Origin of the sequence: Achromobacter sp. AONIH1, from assembly GCF_002902905.1 — a bacterium.
GTDB lineage: Bacteria > Pseudomonadota > Gammaproteobacteria > Burkholderiales > Burkholderiaceae_B > Achromobacter.
On record NZ_CP026124.1, the window covers coordinates 1,547,395 to 1,564,434 of the forward strand.

At 69.0% G+C, this 17,040-nt stretch carries 18 protein-coding genes and 1 riboswitch; of the genes, 7 read left to right on the forward strand and 11 right to left on the reverse strand.

All coding sequences use genetic code 11. The features are described from left to right. Window positions 1-13: 13 nt before the first annotated feature. From C2U31_RS07140 to C2U31_RS07155, 4 genes are all read right to left on the reverse strand, one after another. The gene (locus C2U31_RS07140) at window positions 14-985 is read right to left on the reverse strand and encodes a hydroxyacid dehydrogenase (protein WP_103272207.1); all 972 of its coding nucleotides are present in this window, start codon (window positions 983-985) and stop codon (window positions 14-16) included. Between the two features lie 18 nt (window positions 986-1,003). Beyond that, the gene (locus C2U31_RS07145) at window positions 1,004-2,020 is read right to left on the reverse strand and encodes a tripartite tricarboxylate transporter substrate binding protein (protein WP_103272208.1); all 1,017 of its coding nucleotides are present in this window, start codon (window positions 2,018-2,020) and stop codon (window positions 1,004-1,006) included. A 187-nt stretch (window positions 2,021-2,207) separates the two neighbouring features. Then, on the reverse strand, window positions 2,208-3,383 hold the full coding sequence (locus tag C2U31_RS07150; protein WP_103272209.1) for a UxaA family hydrolase: 1,176 nt from the start codon (window positions 3,381-3,383) through the stop codon (window positions 2,208-2,210). Window positions 3,384-3,418: 35 nt separating this feature from the next. Continuing rightward, window positions 3,419-3,700: a UxaA family hydrolase gene (locus C2U31_RS07155; protein WP_103272210.1), complete on the reverse strand. Its 282-nt coding sequence runs from the start codon at window positions 3,698-3,700 to the stop codon at window positions 3,419-3,421. A gap of 198 nt (window positions 3,701-3,898) precedes the next feature. Between C2U31_RS07155 and C2U31_RS07160 the strand changes: the two genes are divergently transcribed. The 4 genes from C2U31_RS07160 to C2U31_RS07175 all read left to right on the forward strand — a co-directional run bounded on the left by C2U31_RS07160 (window position 3,899) and on the right by C2U31_RS07175 (window position 8,288). Beyond that, a complete protein-coding gene (locus tag C2U31_RS07160; protein ID WP_103272211.1) occupies window positions 3,899-4,645 on the forward strand; it encodes a GntR family transcriptional regulator in 747 nt (248 codons plus the stop codon). 286 nt (window positions 4,646-4,931) lie between these two features. Further along, window positions 4,932-5,013, forward strand: a riboswitch (SAM riboswitch). Further along, window positions 5,003-6,262, forward strand: coding sequence for a homoserine O-acetyltransferase (locus tag C2U31_RS07165; protein WP_103272212.1), 1,260 nt, complete (start codon window positions 5,003-5,005; stop codon window positions 6,260-6,262). (Overlaps the previous riboswitch by 11 nt.) Beyond that, the gene (metW, locus tag C2U31_RS07170) at window positions 6,259-6,873 is read left to right on the forward strand and encodes a methionine biosynthesis protein MetW (protein WP_103272213.1); all 615 of its coding nucleotides are present in this window, start codon (window positions 6,259-6,261) and stop codon (window positions 6,871-6,873) included. Before C2U31_RS07165 ends, metW begins: the two co-directional genes overlap by 4 nt. A 125-nt stretch (window positions 6,874-6,998) precedes the next feature. Then, entirely contained in the window at window positions 6,999-8,288 is a 1,290-nt protein-coding gene (locus C2U31_RS07175) for a muropeptide transporter (protein ID WP_103272214.1), read from the forward strand. A 23-nt stretch (window positions 8,289-8,311) separates the two neighbouring features. Here the strand turns inward: C2U31_RS07175 and C2U31_RS07180 are convergent, their stop codons facing one another. Next, window positions 8,312-9,181: a universal stress protein gene (locus tag C2U31_RS07180; RefSeq protein WP_103272215.1), complete on the reverse strand. Its 870-nt coding sequence runs from the start codon at window positions 9,179-9,181 to the stop codon at window positions 8,312-8,314. Between the two features lie 222 nt (window positions 9,182-9,403). On the opposite strand from C2U31_RS07180, the gene C2U31_RS07185 reads away from it, so the two are divergent. Next, window positions 9,404-10,042 carry a trimeric intracellular cation channel family protein gene (locus C2U31_RS07185; protein ID WP_103272216.1) on the forward strand — a complete coding sequence of 213 codons (639 nt, stop codon included), beginning with the start codon at window positions 9,404-9,406 and terminating at the stop codon, window positions 10,040-10,042. Between the two features lie 114 nt (window positions 10,043-10,156). Continuing rightward, window positions 10,157-10,858 carry a GntR family transcriptional regulator gene (locus tag C2U31_RS07190; RefSeq protein WP_103272217.1) on the forward strand — a complete coding sequence of 234 codons (702 nt, stop codon included), beginning with the start codon at window positions 10,157-10,159 and terminating at the stop codon, window positions 10,856-10,858. 64 nt (window positions 10,859-10,922) lie between these two features. On the opposite strand, the gene C2U31_RS07195 is transcribed toward C2U31_RS07190, so the two are convergent. Genes C2U31_RS07195 through C2U31_RS07210 form a run of 4 tightly spaced genes read right to left on the reverse strand, consistent with a single transcriptional unit; the run spans window position 10,923 to window position 13,914 of the window. Beyond that, window positions 10,923-11,687, reverse strand: a complete 765-nt coding sequence (locus C2U31_RS07195) for a LamB/YcsF family protein (RefSeq protein WP_103272218.1) — start codon at window positions 11,685-11,687, stop codon at window positions 10,923-10,925. Between the two features lie 50 nt (window positions 11,688-11,737). After that, window positions 11,738-12,727: a biotin-dependent carboxyltransferase family protein gene (locus C2U31_RS07200; RefSeq protein ID WP_103272219.1), complete on the reverse strand. Its 990-nt coding sequence runs from the start codon at window positions 12,725-12,727 to the stop codon at window positions 11,738-11,740. Continuing rightward, window positions 12,724-13,458, reverse strand: coding sequence for a 5-oxoprolinase subunit PxpB (pxpB, locus tag C2U31_RS07205; protein WP_103272220.1), 735 nt, complete (start codon window positions 13,456-13,458; stop codon window positions 12,724-12,726). Before pxpB ends, C2U31_RS07200 begins: the two co-directional genes overlap by 4 nt. 24 nt (window positions 13,459-13,482) lie before the next feature. Beyond that, window positions 13,483-13,914, reverse strand: coding sequence for a VOC family protein (locus C2U31_RS07210; RefSeq protein WP_103272221.1), 432 nt, complete (start codon window positions 13,912-13,914; stop codon window positions 13,483-13,485). Window positions 13,915-14,097: 183 nt separating this feature from the next. On the opposite strand from C2U31_RS07210, the gene C2U31_RS07215 reads away from it, so the two are divergent. After that, window positions 14,098-14,964: a LysR family transcriptional regulator gene (locus C2U31_RS07215; protein ID WP_103276295.1), complete on the forward strand. Its 867-nt coding sequence runs from the start codon at window positions 14,098-14,100 to the stop codon at window positions 14,962-14,964. 59 nt (window positions 14,965-15,023) lie between these two features. On the opposite strand, the gene serA is transcribed toward C2U31_RS07215, so the two are convergent. Beyond that, window positions 15,024-16,223: a phosphoglycerate dehydrogenase gene (serA, locus tag C2U31_RS07220; protein ID WP_103272222.1), complete on the reverse strand. Its 1,200-nt coding sequence runs from the start codon at window positions 16,221-16,223 to the stop codon at window positions 15,024-15,026. Window positions 16,224-16,409: 186 nt separating this feature from the next. Continuing rightward, on the reverse strand, window positions 16,410-16,868 hold the full coding sequence (locus C2U31_RS07225) for a DUF411 domain-containing protein (RefSeq protein WP_103272223.1): 459 nt from the start codon (window positions 16,866-16,868) through the stop codon (window positions 16,410-16,412). Between the last annotated feature and the right edge of the window lie 172 nt (window positions 16,869-17,040).

Consider the following 17,040-nt stretch of genomic DNA (forward strand, 5'->3'; position numbering starts at 1 on the left):
GCGCCGGAATCGTTCATCGGTCGCCGCCGGTAAGGGCTATTGTCACACCGGACGCCACCATGTCGGAAACGCGGGCGTTGGCTTCGCGTGTCAGTCCGGCGATATGGGGCGTGAGGATCAGGCCGGGCGGGGCGGTCAGCCTGCCCTGACGGATGTCGGCCAGCAGGACGGCCAGCGGGCCGCCGGCCGGCAGCGGCTCGGCCTCGAACACGTCCAGCGCCGCGCCGCGCAGCCGGCCGGCGCGCAGGGCCTCGGCCAGGGCGGGCTCGTCGAGGATGCCGCCGCGCGAGGTATTGATCAGCACCGCGCCCGCGCGCATGCGGCCGATGCGCGCGGCGTCGAACAGGCGCTGCGTGCACGGGGTCAGCGGCAGGTGCAGGCTGACCGCGTCGGCGCGTTCCAGCAGGGCGTCCAGCGAGCACGATTCCACGCCACATTCGCCCCAGGAAGGATGGCCGGCCGGCAGCGCCGCGTCGTGGCCGACGACGCGCATGCCCAGGCCGCGCGCCAGCGTCGCGACCAGGCGGCCGATGCCGCCGAAGCCCACCACGCCCAGCGTGCGGCCATGCGCCTCCAGTCCCCCGGACAGCGCGGAGCGCGGCCACTGCCCGTCGGCCACCGCCGCGCTGGCGCCATAGGCGCCGCGCAGCAGGACCAGCAGCGTGCCGATCACATACTCGGCGACGGCGCGGGCGTTGGCGCCCGTCGCCGGCACCACGGCGATGCCGCGCGCGGCGCAGGCGGTCAGGTCGATATTGTCCAGGCCCACGCCCAGCCGGCCCACCGCCCGCAGCCGGGGCGCGCTGGCGAGCAGGGCGGCGTCCACCTGGCTGCGGTTGCGCACGATGAGCGCGTCCGCTTCCGCCATGGCCTGCAGCAGCCCGTTGCGGCGGTCCACCAGCTCCGGCTCGTAGCGCACGTCGAAGCGCGCGCGCAGCGCATCGACGGCGGGGGTGTCCATGAATTCCGATATGACGATGCGCATGGCGGTGCTCCGGCGGGATCAGGCGATCTGGATGTTGGCGTCGCGGATGATGCGGGCCCAGCGCTCGACTTCCGCTTTCAGGTAGGCGCCGAAGGCCTCCGGCCCGCGCGGCTGCGGCACGAAGCCCAGTTGCGCCAGCGACTGTTGCAAGGCGGGCTGTGACATTTGCCGGACGATGGCTGCGCCGATGCGGTTCACCAAGGCCGGTGGCGTGCCGGCCGGCGCCAGCACGCCAGTGAAGTTCTCGACGATGAGGTCCGGCAGGCCGGTCTGTGCCACGGTGGGCACCTCGGGCAGGTCGGCCGTGCGCTCGCGCGTGGTGATGGCCAGCGCCCGCAGCGCGCCGCCCTTTACGTGCGGCAGTGATTCCGGGTAGTTGGAAAACACCACGTCCAGGTGCCCGCCGATCAGGTCGGTGAGCGAGGGCGCGCCGCCCTTGTAAGGCACGTGCATCAGCGCCGTGCCGGTCAGCTTCTGGTACAGCGCCAGCGTCAGGTGCGGCGGCGTGCCATTGCCGCTGGAGCCCGCCGACAGCTGTTTGGCGCGGGCCGCGCGCGCCAGGTCTTCCATGCTGCGGATGTTGCTCTTGGCATTGACCACCACCATGATGGGCGACGAGGCCAGGCCGGCCAGCGGGGTCAGGTCGCGGATCAGGTCGTAGCCGGCGCGGCCGGCGAAGAGCGTGGCGTTGGCCGCGTGCGACAGCGTGATCGCCAGCCAGGTATGGCCGTCGGGCGCGGCGTGCGATACGTGGGCCGCGCCGATGTTGGCGGCGCCGCCAGGCTTGTTTTCCACCACCACGTTCCAGCGCTCGGCGTCGCCCAGCGCCTTGCCGACCTGGCGCGCGGCCACGTCCGTCAGGCCGCCCGGTGGGAACGGCACGATGTAGTTGATGGGTCGTTCGGGCCAGGGCTTCTGCGCCAGGGCCTGCCCGCCCGGCAACAGCAGGCCGGACGCGCCGAGACCGGCCGCGCCGATGGCGGCCAGCACGCGGCGCCGGGATGGGTTAGTGGGGGGCTGCTGCTCGCGGTTCATCTGTCTTCCTCCTGGGATGCGCCCCGATGGGACGCGCGGCCCGCCTGGCGGCCTGCGCTCAGGGCTGCGGTTCTGGATGCGTGGATGTTGCGATGCTGCGTGATGCCGCCGCGCCGGCGGGTGCCGGCGCGGGAAGGGAAAGCGGCGTGGCCCTTTTTCTATCGTTGGGCCGCGCGCGGCGCCGGGTTCAGGCGCTTTCGAAAATGCGGGTCAGGACGAACTCGCGATGGCCCAGCGCCTCGGCCGCCGTCCAGCGGCCGTTGGCGGTGGCCAGCATGCAGGCCAACAGCTGATCGCCGGCCTGGTCCAGGTCGATCTCGCGTTGCAGCAGCCCGCTGGTGTCCACGTCGATGTGCTCGGACATGGTGCGCACCGTGCGCGGGTTGGCGCAGATCTTGATGACCGGCAGGATCGGGTTGCCGATCACGTTGCCCTGCCCGGTGGGGAAGAAATGCACGGCATAGCCCGAGGCCGCGCAGAGCGTCACCATCTCGGCCGCCGCCGAGGACGAGTCCATGAACCACAGGCCGGGACCGTCCGGAATCTCGGCCTTGTCCAGCACGCCGTCGACGCGGCAGCGCTTGCCGATCTTCTGGATGTTGCCCAGCGCCTTTTCCTCGATGGTGGTCAGGCCGCCGGCGATGTTGCCCTTGGTTGGCTGCGATTCGGACAGGTCGCTGGTTTTCCAGCGGTCGATCATGGCCTGGTAGCGGTTGAACATGAACATGAAGCGCTCGCGCACCGCGTCGTTGGCGCAGCGTTCGGCCACGATGTGCTCGCCGCCGGTCAGCTCCGAGGTTTCGCCGAACACCAGCGTGGAGCCCAGCGCGTAGAGCTTGTCGAAGGCGTTGCCCACGGTGGGGTTGGCGCCGCAGCCCGAGGTGGTGTCCGATTCGCCGCATTTGGTCGAGACCCACAGATCGGCGATGGGGCACTCGCTGCGCAACAGCGAGGTCGCGTAGTGCACATATTCCTTGGCCTGGCGCGAGGCCCGCATGATGGTGTCGTGGTCGCCGTGCAGCTCGATGCTGAAGCCGGCCACGGGTTTGCCGGTGGCGGCGATGCCGTCGACCACGCGGCGGGTCCAGCCTTCCTCGATGCCGATGACCACGACGGCCGCGACGTTGGGATTGCAGCCGGTGCCGATCAGTGTGCGGAAATGCAGCTCCAGGTCTTCGCCGAATTGCAGGCGGCCGTAGGGATGGGGCAGGGCCAGCGTGCCCTTGATGTTGTGGGCGACGGCCTCGGCCGCCGCGTTGGAGATGTCGTCCACGGGCAGCACGATGACGTGGTTGCGCACGCCGACGCGGCCGTTGTCGCGGCGATAGCCCTGGAAGGTGGTGGAAGCGGTGATGAGGGACATGGCGGATTCCTCTGTGCGTGGGCGGGAGCCGCGGGCTACCAGCGCTTGGTCTTGATGTTGTGCACGTGGGCGTGCTGGCCGGCCTGGATCGGCGCGACCACGCGGCCGATGTCCACGCCGTACTTGTAGACCGTGTCGCCCACGGCCATGTCCTTCATGGCGACCTTGTGGCCAATGGGGATGTCCTGCGAGGCGCGCACATGGACGATCCTGTCCTCGTCCATGATCCAGGCGCTGAGTTCGGTTCCGGCCGTCAGGCCTTCCACCACGGCGACCGCCACGGTGTCCTTCGCATCGTGCAATACGGCGTGAATCATGGTCTTGCTCTCCTGGTGTCGGGCGCCGCGGGCGCTGCCGCCCGGTGCGCGGATAACAACGTCCGGCAAATCTTATGGCCGTGCTTATCGTGTGTCAACTAAATCATATATATGAATTGTATGAATGAAGATACCGCACTTGAGCGCCGGGTTTGGCCGCCGCTACACTGTCGGCTCCTTGATCACTGCGACGCATCCATGAACACCAGCCTGTCTGCGACTGAGTCTTTGGGCAGTCCCTTGTACGAGCAGGTCAAGCAAGCCGTGCTGGCCGCGCTGGCGCAGGGCGAATGGAAGCAGGGCGACGCCATCCCTCCGGAAAAACTCCTGGCCGAGCGCTTCGGCGTGTCGATCGGCACGCTGCGCAAGGCCATCGACGAACTGGCGGCCGAGAACATCCTGGTGCGCCACCAGGGACGCGGCACTTACGTGGCCGCGCATACGCGCAACCATCATTTCTTCAAGTTCTTCCGCATCCTGCGGCAGGACGGGCACAAGAGCTATCCCGTCACCGAGCTGCTGCGTTTCCGGCGCGTGCGCGCCTCGGCCGCCGCGCGCGAGAAGCTGGAGCTGCCGGCCGGCGCGCAGGTGTTCGAATTCGTGAACCTGCTGTCGCTCAACGGCGACGTGGTGATGACGGACGAGATCTGCCTGCCTGAATCGCGCTTTCCCGGCCTGACGGAAGCGCACCTGCGCGAGCGGCCCAGCACGCTGTACGCGCTGTACCAGGACGTGTTCGGGGTGAACGTCATCGGCACCGACGAACGGTTGCGCGCGGGCCTGGCGGACCGCGCGCAGGCGCGCTGGCTGGGCGTGCAGGAAGGCGAGCCGCTGCTGGAGATCCGGCGCGTGGCGTACTCCTACAACCGGCAGCCGGTCGAATGGCGGATTTCGCGCGTGAACACGGCGGCATACGAGTATCTGGGCAATCAACCCTGGGGGTAGAGTCCCCCCCCGCAGCGCCTGCGGCGCTTCCCCCCCGCAGCGCCTGCGGCGCTTCCCCCCAGGGGGCGCCGCTACGGACCGGCGGAGCCGGATCCGTGCGGCCTGGATTTGGGAGGGCGTGCCGCGATGAGGCGCGTTTCTTCTGTTTGGCGGCCAGCTGGCTTGGGGGCGGATCGTGTGCCCGCGATGAGAATGCATCTGTGGGATGGATGCGTTGGCGCTTCGCGGCAATGCCGCGCAGCGGCTTCAAAGCCGCTGGCAAGCAGTGCTAGAATGCTCCGGCATTATCTAATTCGGCGCCGATTTGCCTGATCCGCTTGCGGGCGCCTTCCAATAAATCCAGCTAAAGAGGTCTGTATGACCACTCCTGCCCAGAATCCGGCCGGTGATTCGGCCAGCGGGTTCGCGCCCGCTACCCTTACGCGATCCGACGCCGTTGATCCCGGCTCCGTCGGCCTCGTTTCTCCCGTCTTCCTTCGTTTCGACGAGCCGCTGCCGCTGGCCAGCGGACAGTCGCTGGCCGCCTATGAGCTGGCGGTCGAGACCTACGGCACGCTCAATGCCGAGCGCAGCAACGCGGTGCTGATCTGTCATGCGCTGAACGCCTCGCATCACGTGGCGGGCCAGGCGGCGGACACGCCCAGCGATGTCGGCTGGTGGGACAACATGGTCGGTCCCGGCAAGCCGGTGGACACCAATGTGTTCTTCGTGATCGGCGTCAACAACCTGGGCTCCTGCTTCGGCTCGACCGGCCCGGCCAGCATCAATCCGGCCACGGGCAAGCCCTGGGGCGCTGCCTTTCCGGTGCTGACCGTGGAGGACTGGGTGCAGGCGCAGGCGCGCGTGGCCGACCACTTCGGCATCGCGCGCTTCGCCGCCGTCATGGGCGGATCGTTGGGCGGCATGCAGGCGTTGAGCTGGGCCATCACCTTGCCCGAGCGCGTGGCCAACTGCCTGGTGATCGCCAGCACGCCGCGCCTGTCGGCGCAGAACATCGGCTTCAACGAGGTGGCGCGCCGCGCCATCATCACCGACCCCGACTTCCACGGCGGCGACTACTACGCGCAGGAGACGGTGCCGCGCCGCGGCCTGTCGGTGGCGCGCATGATCGGCCACATCACCTATCTGTCCGACGACGACATGGCCGAGAAATTCGGCCGCGCCCAGCGCGCGCCGGGCGAGAACGGCGCCTACCACTATGGCTATGACGTCGAGTTCGAGGTGGAGTCGTACCTGCGCTACCAGGGCGAGAAGTTCACCCGCTATTTCGACGCCAACACCTACCTGCTGATCACGCGCGCGCTGGATTACTTCGATCCGGCCCGCGCCACCGGCGGCGATCTGGCGCGCGCGCTGGCGCCGGCGCAGGCCAATTTCCTGCTGGTCTCGTTCACCACCGACTGGCGCTTTCCGCCGGAGCGTTCGCGCGAGATCGTGCGCGCCCTGCTCAAGAACGGCAGCCCGGTCACCTACGCCGAGATCGACGCACCGCACGGGCACGACGCCTTCCTGCTGGAAGATGCCCGCTATCACGCGGTGGTGCGCGGCTACTACGAGCGCATCGCCCGCGAGCTGAAGCTGGACGCCGCCGCGCAGAACCAAGGACTTTCCGCATGACGACCGCCACCCCGCGCTATGCCGCCGACGCGCTGCGGCCCGACCTGGCCCGCATCGCCAGCTGGATCGAGCCGGGCAGCCGCGTGCTGGACCTGGGTTGCGGCGACGGCGCGCTGCTGGCGCACCTGCGCGACCATCGCCAGGTGCGCGGCGCCGGCGTCGAGCTGGACGACACCTGCGTGATCTCCTGCGTGCGGCGTGGCGTGGAAGTGATCCAGCAGAACCTGGAAGACGGGCTGGCGCTGTTCGACGACAAGCAGTTCGACACCGTGGTGCTGTCGCAGACCTTGCAGTCCATGCACCGCACCGAGCACATCCTGCGCGAAATGGCGCGGGTGGCCCGGCACGGCGTGGTCTCGTTTCCCAACTTCGGCTACTGGCCGCACGGCTGGGCCATCCTGCGCGGCCGCATGCCGGTGACGGGGCAGATGCCTTACCAGTGGTACAACACGCCCAACATCCACCTGTGCACGCTGCGCGATTTCGAGCAGCTGGCCGGCGAGCTGGGCCTGCGCATCCTGGAACGCGCCACCTTCAACGAGGCGCGTGAAGTGAAGCTGATGCCCAGCTGGCGCAGCACGCTGGCGGTCTACCGCTTCGCGGCGGACTAGGCGCGTCCTCGCGGGCGGCCCGCCACGCACGGAACAGCCGGCGCCGGATCCGTTACTGACGGACTGACGCCGCCGCCCGCCACGCCCTACAATTGCGGCACGCCGAGAGCGCGTGCCTGTTGTCCATGCACGGCGCGCGGCGCGGCCAGTTCCAGGAGATTGCCATTACCGCCGCAGCCAATGTCTACGCCAGTCCCCGAGTCGCGCCCCTGCTGGTGCTGGGCTTTGCCAGCGGACTGCCGCTGGCGCTGACCAGCGGCACCCTGCAGGCCTGGGCCACGGTGGAGAACGTGCCGCTGCAGCAGATCGGCTTCCTGACCCTGGTCGGCACCGCCTATACCCTCAAATTCCTCTGGGCGCCGCTGGTGGACCGCTATGCGCCGCCGCTGCTGGGCCGCCGGCGCGGCTGGATGCTGCTGACGCAGGTGCTGCTGGCGCTGGGCATCATGGCGATGGGTCTGCTGTCGCCGTCGTCGGCGCTGCTGCCGCTGGCCCTGCTGGCCGTGACCGTGGCCTTTTTGTCGGCCACCCAGGACATCGCCTTCGACGCCTATTGCACTGACGTGCTGCGCAAGGACGAGCGCGGCGCGGGCGCGGCCATCAAGGTCATGGGCTACCGGCTGGCCATGATCGTGTCCGGCGGGCTGGCGCTGATCCTGGCGGACCAGTGGCTGGGCTGGGGCTATACCTACATGCTGATGGGCGCGTTGATGCTGGCCTGCGCGCTGGCCACCTTGTGGGCGCCCGAGCCCGAGGTGCTGGCGCCGCCGCCGCGCAGCCTGCGCCAGGCGGTGGCCGAGCCGCTGCGCGAGTTCTTCACGCGGCGCGGCGCGCTGGCCGTGCTGCTGCTGATCGTGCTGTACAAGCTGGGCGACGCGTTCGCCGGCGCGCTGTCCACCACCTTCCTGCTGCGCGGCGTGGGCTATTCGCCGACCGAGGTCGGCACGGTCAACAAGATCATGGGCATCGCCGCCACGGTGGTGGGCGCGCTGGCCGGCGGCATGCTGATGGCGCGCTGGACGCTGTACCGCTCGCTGATGGTCTTCGGCCTGTTGCAGGCCGTGTCGAACCTGGCGTACTGGCTGATCGCCGTCAGCCCGCGCAGCCTGTGGCTCATGGCCGCCGGCGTGGGCCTGGAGAACCTGTGCGGCGGGCTGGGCACCGCCGCCTTCGTGGGCCTGCTGATGGCGCTGTGTCGCCAGCGCTTCTCGGCGACGCAGTTCGCGCTGCTGTCGGCCTTGTCGGCGGTGGGGCGCACCTATCTGGCCGGACCGCTCACGCCGCCGCTGGTTGAGCTGTTCGGCTGGCCGGGCTTCTTCCTGATCACCGTGCTGATCGCCGTGCCCGGCCTGGTGCTGCTGTACCTGCTGCGCGATCGCATCGAGGACATGGTCAGGGGCGGCGACAGCCAATGATCGGGCCGTCGCCGGCGGTGGACCTATTCCCCGGCGGTCAGGCGCACGATCAGCACATCGCTGGGCAGCGACTCCAGCAGTCGTTCGGCCACGCTGCCGATGGCGGTGCGCAGGATGCCGGTGCGGCCGTGCGTGCCGGTGACCACCAGGTCTGAGCGGTGGTTGAACGAATACTCCGATAGCACCGTCTCCGGCTGGCCGCATTCGAGCACCACCTTGGGCCTGGCGCGCTCGGCCAGTTCGGGCGTTTCGGCCAGGAATTCCTTGGAATTCTGTTCCGCCGCCTTGTAGAAATTGCGCGTCACGGCTTCGTCAGGCACGTTCTTGCCCTGGAAGGGCACGTCGTAGGCATGAAACAGCGTCAGGTCCGCCTTGGGCACCAGATACAGGGCGGCGCGCAGCGCCTGCCGCGAGCCGGCCGAGAAGTCGGTGGCCACGAGCACGTCGCGGTAGGGCCGGCGCGGGCGGTTCTTGACGACCAGCACGGGCTGGCGGGCCTGGCGCGCCAGCTTCTCGACCGTGGTGCCCAGCAGCAGCCGGCCCAGGGTCTCGTCGCGCGCTGTGCCGGTGACGATCAGCGAGCAGCCATAGGCGTCGGCGGTTTCCAGGATGCGGGCCAGCGGGTCGCCCGAGACCACCACCACTTCGGTGGAGACGCCCGAAGCCGCCAGGTCCTCGGCCAGTTCGCGTTCGGCCAGCGCCTTGTGATCGGCCGACAGGCGCCGCCAGACGGGGGTGGTCAGCCTGGCGGTGCCGCCGTGCGATTCCATGACGTGCAGCACGATCAGCTGGGTGCCGCGTTCCTTGGCCAACTGCAGCGCCCGGTCCAGCGCGCGGTCGCCCCGCGCGCTCAGGTCCGTGGCCAGAAGAATGGGGCCGGTTTGCTTGGACATAGGTTTTCTCCCGTATTGGGGCCGGGGCAGCGGATCCCGCATCCGCGGTCCGGCCTGTGCCGCCCTCGCGGGCACGCCTTCATTGTCCCGCCGTCCGCCCCGGCCAGGCTTGACCCAGGTCAACGTGTGGACGGCCGCCGACGGATCCGGCCGCTGCGATCCGGTTCCTGGCCGGCGTGCCGGCTCAATACAATGGGAGCCTCGATTTCCTCGGCCCGTTCCATGTTTTTCGATATTTCACCCGTCCTGCTGCATACGCTGTACCTGGTGGCCATCGTGGCGGAAGCCATGACGGCGGCGCTGTCCGCCGGCCGCCGCGACATGGACTGGATGGGGGTCTGCATCATCGCCTGCGTCACCGCGCTGGGCGGCGGTTCGCTGCGCGATGTGCTGCTGGGCCACTACCCGCTGACCTGGGTGATCCATCCCGAATATTTGTGGATGACCGCCGGGGCGGCGCTGCTGACGGCCCTGATCGCCCCGGTGATGCGGCGCCTGCGCAGCCTGTTCCTGCTGGCCGACGCGCTGGGCCTGGTGGCGTTCACGGTGATCGGCTGCCAGGTGGCGCAGTTGATGCAGTTGCCGGTGACCGTGGTGATCATCAGCGGCATGATCACCGGCTGCGCCGGCGGGGTGCTGCGCGATGTGCTGTGCAACGAAGTGCCGCTGCTGTTCCGCAAGGAACTCTATGCCAGCGTGTCGGTGGTGACGGGCGCTCTGTACCTGGGCGCGCAGGCGCTCGGGCTGAACGCGAATGCCGCCGTGCTGATCGCCCTGCCCGTGGGATTGGCGCTGCGGCTGCTGGCGCTGCGCTTCAACTGGCAGATGCCCAAGTTCGTGTACCGCGACGATTGGGATTGATCCCGTTCCGGAATGTGTCCATGCTCTGCAACAATTTTCCTATTTGTGTTTCAATAAATTTCGAGTATCTTCTCGCATCTCACACACGCATCACGCAGTAACAAGGGGAGCCGATTGGACGTCAAAGCGCCCGCCACGATTCCGTATTTCCTACAGGAACAGATTCGTGAACTGATAGTGGACGGCACTATCAGGCCCGGGCAGCCCTTGCGGGAACAGGAACTGGAGCAGCGTTTCGGCACCAGCCGCAGCCCCATCCGGGAAGCGTTGCGGTTGCTGGAGTTGAGCGGCCTGGTGACGCATGTGCAGCGCAAGGGATTCCGGGTAACGCTCTATTCCGAAACACAGATACGCCATCTCTATCTGCTGCGCGCGGAGCTGGAGGCCTATTGCATCCGCCAGGTCGCCGAGATGGACGATCTGGCGCCGCTGGTGGCCGAACTGCGCGATTACGAAGAGGTCGTCGCCACCGCCCTGACGCGGCGCGACGTGCGCGCCTACATCGGCGGCCTGCGCGAGTTCTATCTGGCCGGGGCCCGCCATACCGGCAACGCGCCGCTGGCCAGCACGCTGGCCAAGCTGTACGAGCAGGTCGAGCCGCTGCGCTACCTGCTGGCGCGCCAGTCGATGGAGCGGGGCGGCATCCACGGCTATACCTCGGGCATCATCGAGGCCCTGGACGGGCGTGATTTCGAGCGCGCGGCCGAGCTGACGCGCGGCTATGTGCAGGATGTGCTGCCCGGGATCCTGCAGGCCTACCGCCGTGCCTCGGAACAGGATGCCGAGGAACAGGCGCCGCGGCTGCGGCGGGCCTGACCCGGCTCCGCGCCGCCCCTGAACCGGCCGGACCTGCCCGCGGCAGGTTCCGATCGCGGGTAGCTCAGGCGCGCGGCACGCGCACTTCGATGCCGGCGTCTTCCAGCGCCTGCCGGATGCCGCTGGCGAACACCAGCGCGTTGGGCTGGTCGCCATGGATGCAGAGCGTGTCCGCCTGCACCGCCACGTCCTTGCCGTCCACCGAGCGCACCTTGCCCTCGCGCACCATGCGCACCACCTGCGCCACGGCCAGATCCACGTCCTCGATCATGGCGCCAGGCTTGCCACGCGGCGTGAGCGAGCCGTCGTCCTGGTAGCTGCGGTCGGCGAAGACCTCGTTGGCGGCGGCCAGGCCGATCTCGCGCGCCACGCTCACCAGCCGGCTGCCCGCCAGCCCGTACAGTACCAGCGTGCCGTCCACGTCCTTGACCGCCTGGCAGATGGCCCGCGACAGGCCTTCATCCTTGGCCGCCATGTTGTACAGCGCGCCGTGCGCCTTCACGTGGTGCAGGCGCGCGCCCTGCGAGGCGGCCACGCCCGCCAGCGCGCCGAGCTGGTAGACCACCAGGTCGTAGGCTTCCTGCGGACTGGTCGGGATGACGCGGCGGCCGAAGCCGGACAGATCCTGCAGGCCGGGATGCGCGCCCAGCGCCACGCCCTGGGCCAGGGCGGCGGCCACGGTCTTGCGCATGGTGGCGGGGTCGCCGCCGTGGAAACCGCAGGCGATGTTGGCCGAGCTGACATAGCGCAGCACGGCGGCGTCGTTGCCCATCACCCAGGCGCCGTAGCTTTCGCCCATGTCGCAGTTCAAGTCGATGCTGGGATTCATAGTGGTCTTCCTGGTCCGGAGTGGGGTGGCGCCCGGAGGCGTCGATCGTGTCAGAGCAGCGTGCGCATCGGCGCCAGCGCGTCCCGCAGCTGGGCGAAGGCGCGCTCGCGCTCGACGTCCAGGCGCTGCGCCTCGTCCAGCTCGATCTGCTGGAAACGCAGCTCCTGGCCGGGCAGCGATTGCGCCAGCGCGGGCAGGTCCACCGAGGCGATCTGCGCGATCTTGGGGTAGCCGCCGGTGGTCTGCCGGTCGGCCATGAGGATGATGGCTTCGCCGCCGGAGGGCACCTGCACGGTGCCGAAGCAGGCCGCTTCCGACAGCGTCTGGCGCGGTTGCGCCATGGCCAGCGCGGGCCCCTGCAGCCGGTAGCCCATGCGATCGGACTGCGGGCTGATGCGGAACGCCTGGCCGGCGAAGGCGGCGCGGGAAGCGTCGGAGAACTCATGCCAGTGGCGGCCCGGCAGGAAGCGGATGGTGTCGCGCCGCTTGCCGGACAGCGTGGCGGGCAGGTAGACGCGGATCTGCCACAGCGCTTCCTGTAGCGCCGCGAGATCGCGCCCGACGTCCAGCGGGGCGTGCAGCGGCAACACGTCGCCACGGGCCAGGGCGCGTCCCTGGAAGCCGCCGAAGCCGCTGCGCAGATAGGTGGTCTCGCTGCCCATCACCAGAGGCAGCGCATAGCCGCCATGCACGGCCAGGTAGGCGCGCGCGCCCGAGGCGGGACGGGCGCCGAAGGCCAGCGTGTCGCCGGGCCGGGCGACCAGCGGCCGGTGCATGGGGATGTCTTGGCCGTTGAGCTGCGCGCCCAGATCGGCGCCGGCCAGCGCGAAACAGGCGGCGGCGTCAAAGCGCAGCGTCGGTCCGGTCAGCGTGATTTCGAGGGTGGCGCGGTCGTCTTCGTTGCCGGCCAGTGCATTGGCCAGTCGGTGCGCGCGCTCGTCCATGGCGCCGGCGGCGGGGATGCCCTGGTGCTGGTAGCCGTCGCGGCCGCGATCCTGGAAGCTGGACAGCATGCCGGGCTTGATCACGGTCAGGCTCATGCGCCGGCCTCGCGCAGCCGTTGGAATTCGTCCTCGGCGATGGGTACGAAGCGCACCGAGTCGCCGGGCTGCAGCAGCGCGGCCGGTTCGCGTGCCGGGTCGAACATGGCCAGCGGCGTGGCGCCGATGATGTTCCAGCCACCGGGCAGGCGGTTGGGATAGATGACGGTCTGGCGGTTGGCCACGGCCACCGAGCCGATGGGCACCGCGGTGCGCGGCGAGGGCCGGCGCGGGATGTTCAGGCGTTCGTCGTGCACGCCCAGATAGGCGTGGCCGGGCGCGAAGCCCAGCATGAAGACCATGCTGCGCGGTTCGCTGTGCAGCCGGATGATGTCATCGGGCGTCAGGCCGGCCGCGGCGGCGACCTCGGCCAGGTCGGGCCCGTGCTCGCCGCCGTAACAGACGGGGATGTCGATCTCGCGGCCGCCCAGCTCGCCTTCCGGGAGGCCGCCGGCCAGCAGCTGGCCGATGCGCTCGGCCAGCGCGCCATGGCTGGGGCTGTCGGCGCTGGCATCAGGGCGGTAGTGGATCGCCACCGTGCAGAAGGACGGCACCACGTCGGTCACGCCGGGCAGGCGCGCGTCGCGCAACATGCGCGCCGTCGCCAGGCAGGCCCGGCCGATCGCGGCGTCGATCTGGTCGCCGAACGAAATGATCAGGCTGCGGTCCCCCTGCGGTTCGATGCGCCAGGGGGGTTCGGCCGGAGAAGGTGGTGCGGATATTGCGTTCAACGGCACGAAACCTGATTGGAGAGATTATTTGGCGAACAGGGAATCCAGGTTCTTGAAGGCCTTGAATTCCAGCGCGTTGCCCGACGGGTCGAGGAAGAACATGGTGGCTTGTTCGCCGACCTCGCCCTTGAAACGGATGTACGGTTCGATCACGAACTCGGTACCGGCATCGGTCAGGCGCTTGGCCATGTCTTCCCATTGTTCCATGGAAAGCACGGCGCCGAAATGGCGCACGGGCACATTATGCGAATCCACGGCGCTGGTGGCCTTGTGGCCGCACTCGCTGGGCGCCAGGTGGGCGACGATCTGGTGGCCGTAGAAATTGAAGTCGATCCATTCGGGCGAGCTGCGGCCCTCGGGACAGCCGAGCTTGACGCCGTAGAAGGCGCGGGCTTCTTCCAGGTCGCGCACCGGGAAGGCCAGGTGGAACGGCGGCAGGTTGGTCTGAGCGGTCATGCGTAGTCTCCAGGGAGGCTGGGTAGTCGGGAACTCTGCCGGCGCGGCTTGCCGGGAGGCCGCCGGATGTCGGATCCGGCTGGCATCGCGGCGCTCGCGCCTTGGCATGCACGGCTAGTTTAGGTATTGTTTTTTCGATTGAAAAACGATATTTTTTGTGCCTTAGCATCAAAAATATTGATAGTGATCAAAGAGTTCAAGACCTTCATCGCGGTGGCGCGGGACGGTACCTTCACCGGCGCCGGGGCCCAGCTGGGCCTGACTCAGTCCGCCGTCAGCGCGCAGATCCGTCGCCTGGAGGACTACCTGGGCGTGGCGCTGTTCGACCGGGGGGCGCGCGCCGCCGTGCTGAACGCCCACGGGCGCGAGATGCTGCCGCAGGCTGAGGAGCTGGTGGCCATGGCCGAGCGCATGGCCAGCGCCGGCGGCGCGGGGCACGTCAGCGGGTCGTTGCGCATCGGCGCCATCGCCTCGGTGCAGCAGGATCTGCTGGTGCGCGCGCTGGGCCTGTTCCGCGCCCAGTATCCCGACGTGCGCGTGCGCATCGTGCCGGGCGTGTCGCTGTCCTTGCTGGGGCAGGTCGATGCCGGCGAAGTCGATCTGGCCGTATTGATCCGCCCGCCTTTCGCGCTGCCGCCGGAGCTGGGCTGGCAGCCGCTGCTGTCCGAGCCGGTGGCGCTGGCCGTGCCCGCCGCCATGCCCGAGGCGCCGTGGCGCGAACTGCTGGCCACGCAGCCCTTCATCCGCTACGACCGCGCGTCCTTCGGCGGCCGCGTGGTGGATCTGTTCCTGAAGAAGCACCGCATCCGCGTGCACGAGGCCGTGGAGCTGGACGAGATCGAGGCCATCGCCAACATGGTGCGACACGGCCTGGGCGTGGCGCTGTTGCCAAGGTTGCGCCGCCTGGACATGACGGGCCTGCGTCTGCTGCCGCTGGGCGAGGCCGCGTTCCAGCGCGAGATCGGCCTGATCGGGCGGTTGCCGTTCGAACCCGGCAGCATGCGCGGCAAGATCGCCGAATGCCTGCTGGCGGCCGCCGCCGAACCCTGATCCCGGCCGCCAAGAAAAAAGCGCCCCGGATGGGGCGCTTGCGTAGCGGCTGGCGCGGACTACAGCCGGTCGCAGCGGACCGTGATGGGGTGCTGGCGCAGCGTGCTCATCACGAGGTCGTCGACCTGGCCTTCGACGTCGGTGATCACGTAGCCGATCTGGCCCTTGGTCTGCAGCGTCTGGCTGACGATGTTCAGCCCGTGCTGCGCCATCAGGTTGTCCAGCGTGCCCAGCGCGCCCGGCGCATTGCGGTGCACGTGCAGGATGCGCGTGCCCTCGCCGCGCTCCAGGTAGGGCAGCTCGGGGAAGTTGACCGCGCCCTTGGTGGTGCCGGCCTGCAGGAAGCGCACCAGCTTCTCGGCCACCTCGCGGCCGATATTCTCCTGTGATTCCTGCGTGCTGCCGCCGATGTGCGGCGTCAGGATCACGTTGGGCAGGCCGATCAGCGGGCTGTCCAGCGGTTCGTCCGGACCCTTGGGTTCGGTGGGGAACACGTCCAGCGCCGCGCCGGCCAGATGGCCGGACTTCAGCGCCTGGTGCAGCGCGTCGATGTCGACCACGGCGCCGCGCGAGGCGTTGATCAGGATGGACCCGCGACGCATGCGGCCGATGGTCTCGGCGTTCATGATGTTCTCGGTGGACTTGCCACCCGGCACGTGCAGCGTGACCACGTCGGATTGTTCCAGCAGCTCGTTCAGCGAGCCGGCGGCGCGCGCATTGCCCAGCGGCAGCTTGGCTTCCACGTCGTGGAACACCACGCGCATGCCCAGGCCTTCGGCCAGCGTGCTGATCTGCGAGCCGATATTGCCGTAGCCCACGATGCCCAGCGTCTTGCCGCGCGCTTCGAAAGCGCCGGACGCGCTCTTGTCCCAATGGCCCAGATGCACGCGCGCGTTCTTTTCAGGAATGCGGCGCAGCAGCAGGATGGCTTCACCCAATACCAGCTCGGCGACCGAGCGCGTGTTGGAGAAGGGGGCGTTGAACACCGGGATGCCGCGCTGCATGGCCGTGTCCAGATCGACCTGGTTGGTGCCGATGCAGAAGCAGCCCACGACGCGCAGGTCGGGGTTGTCGGACAGCAGACTGGCGTCCAGGTGGGTGCGAGAACGGATGCCCGCCACCTGCGCGCCCTTCAGGGCGCCGCGCAGCTGGGCCGGCGGCAGGGCCGCGGCGTGCGTGACGATGTCGCTGTAGCCAGCGGCCTCGAAGACGGCTCGGGCGCTGGGGTGGATGTTCTCGAACAGGACGATTTGTGCCATGACTGCCTGGGGGAGGGGTGGGGAATGCGTTTGATTGATTGTGGCGCATTTTTGCTGCGGTGCAAGGAGAACCCCCTGGCGCGTTGTGGGTGAATTGTTTCAACGCGCGGATCCTCGGACGCGGCAAGCGTCGTCCCTGGGTGGCCACGGCCCGTCCCGTCCGTGGCCGGCAATGACGAATCGGTCTTAGCGATAGGCCTGGAACACCGTCGAGCCGCCCCGTTTGTCCACCAGCAGCACGTCGTGCGGCGTCTTGCGTCCGCCATATTCCGGGCCATCCATGCCGGGCGAGCCCAGCGGCATGCCGGGCGCCGCCAGCCCGGCGGCTTCGGGTTTCTCCCGCAGCAGCCGGCGCACGTCGCTGGCCGGCACATGGCCTTCGATGGCGTAGCCGCCGACGACCGCCGTATGGCAGGAGCCATGGTCGGCCATGCCGGCATTGCGGCGGATGGGACCGGTGTCCGTGACGTCATGCGTGGTCACGGCGAAACCGTTGTCGCGCATGTGCTTGACCCAGTCTTCACAGCAACCGCAGGTGGGCGTCTTCCAGACCTCCACGGGCGTGGGCGCCTGGGCCGCGGCCAGGCCGGGCAGACCCAGCGCGGCGGCAAGCGCGAGCCGGCGGACGAGAGGGGCGATGGTCATCAATGCTCCTATGATCAATTCAACTGCCATTATCCCGGCGCCCCAACCTGGCACGCCGATTATCGGGATGCCGCGGAGCCGGCTTTGCCGGTCCGCAGGCATGCCCCGGGGGAGGCGCGCGAGCGCTTCGGGGGGACTCTCCCTCCGGTCCGCAGGCATGCCCCCTGGGGGA

Excerpts from the sequence above, each read along its gene's own strand:
- C2U31_RS07140 (WP_103272207.1), bottom strand. The coding sequence starts at position 985 with ATGCGCATCGTCATATCGGAATTCATGGACACCCCCGCCGTCGATGCG.
- C2U31_RS07145 (WP_103272208.1), bottom strand. The coding sequence starts at position 2,020 with ATGAACCGCGAGCAGCAGCCCCCCACTAACCCATCCCGGCGCCGCGTG.
- C2U31_RS07150 (WP_103272209.1), bottom strand. The coding sequence starts at position 3,383 with ATGTCCCTCATCACCGCTTCCACCACCTTCCAGGGCTATCGCCGCGAC.
- C2U31_RS07155 (WP_103272210.1), bottom strand. The coding sequence starts at position 3,700 with ATGATTCACGCCGTATTGCACGATGCGAAGGACACCGTGGCGGTCGCC.
- C2U31_RS07160 (WP_103272211.1), top strand. The coding sequence starts at position 3,899 with ATGAACACCAGCCTGTCTGCGACTGAGTCTTTGGGCAGTCCCTTGTAC.
- C2U31_RS07165 (WP_103272212.1), top strand. The coding sequence starts at position 5,003 with ATGACCACTCCTGCCCAGAATCCGGCCGGTGATTCGGCCAGCGGGTTC.
- metW (WP_103272213.1), top strand. The coding sequence starts at position 6,259 with ATGACGACCGCCACCCCGCGCTATGCCGCCGACGCGCTGCGGCCCGAC.
- C2U31_RS07175 (WP_103272214.1), top strand. The coding sequence starts at position 6,999 with ATGCACGGCGCGCGGCGCGGCCAGTTCCAGGAGATTGCCATTACCGCC.
- C2U31_RS07180 (WP_103272215.1), bottom strand. The coding sequence starts at position 9,181 with ATGTCCAAGCAAACCGGCCCCATTCTTCTGGCCACGGACCTGAGCGCG.
- C2U31_RS07185 (WP_103272216.1), top strand. The coding sequence starts at position 9,404 with ATGTTTTTCGATATTTCACCCGTCCTGCTGCATACGCTGTACCTGGTG.
- C2U31_RS07195 (WP_103272218.1), bottom strand. The coding sequence starts at position 11,687 with ATGAATCCCAGCATCGACTTGAACTGCGACATGGGCGAAAGCTACGGC.
- C2U31_RS07200 (WP_103272219.1), bottom strand. The coding sequence starts at position 12,727 with ATGAGCCTGACCGTGATCAAGCCCGGCATGCTGTCCAGCTTCCAGGAT.
- C2U31_RS07210 (WP_103272221.1), bottom strand. The coding sequence starts at position 13,914 with ATGACCGCTCAGACCAACCTGCCGCCGTTCCACCTGGCCTTCCCGGTG.
- serA (WP_103272222.1), bottom strand. The coding sequence starts at position 16,223 with ATGGCACAAATCGTCCTGTTCGAGAACATCCACCCCAGCGCCCGAGCC.
- C2U31_RS07225 (WP_103272223.1), bottom strand. The coding sequence starts at position 16,868 with ATGACCATCGCCCCTCTCGTCCGCCGGCTCGCGCTTGCCGCCGCGCTG.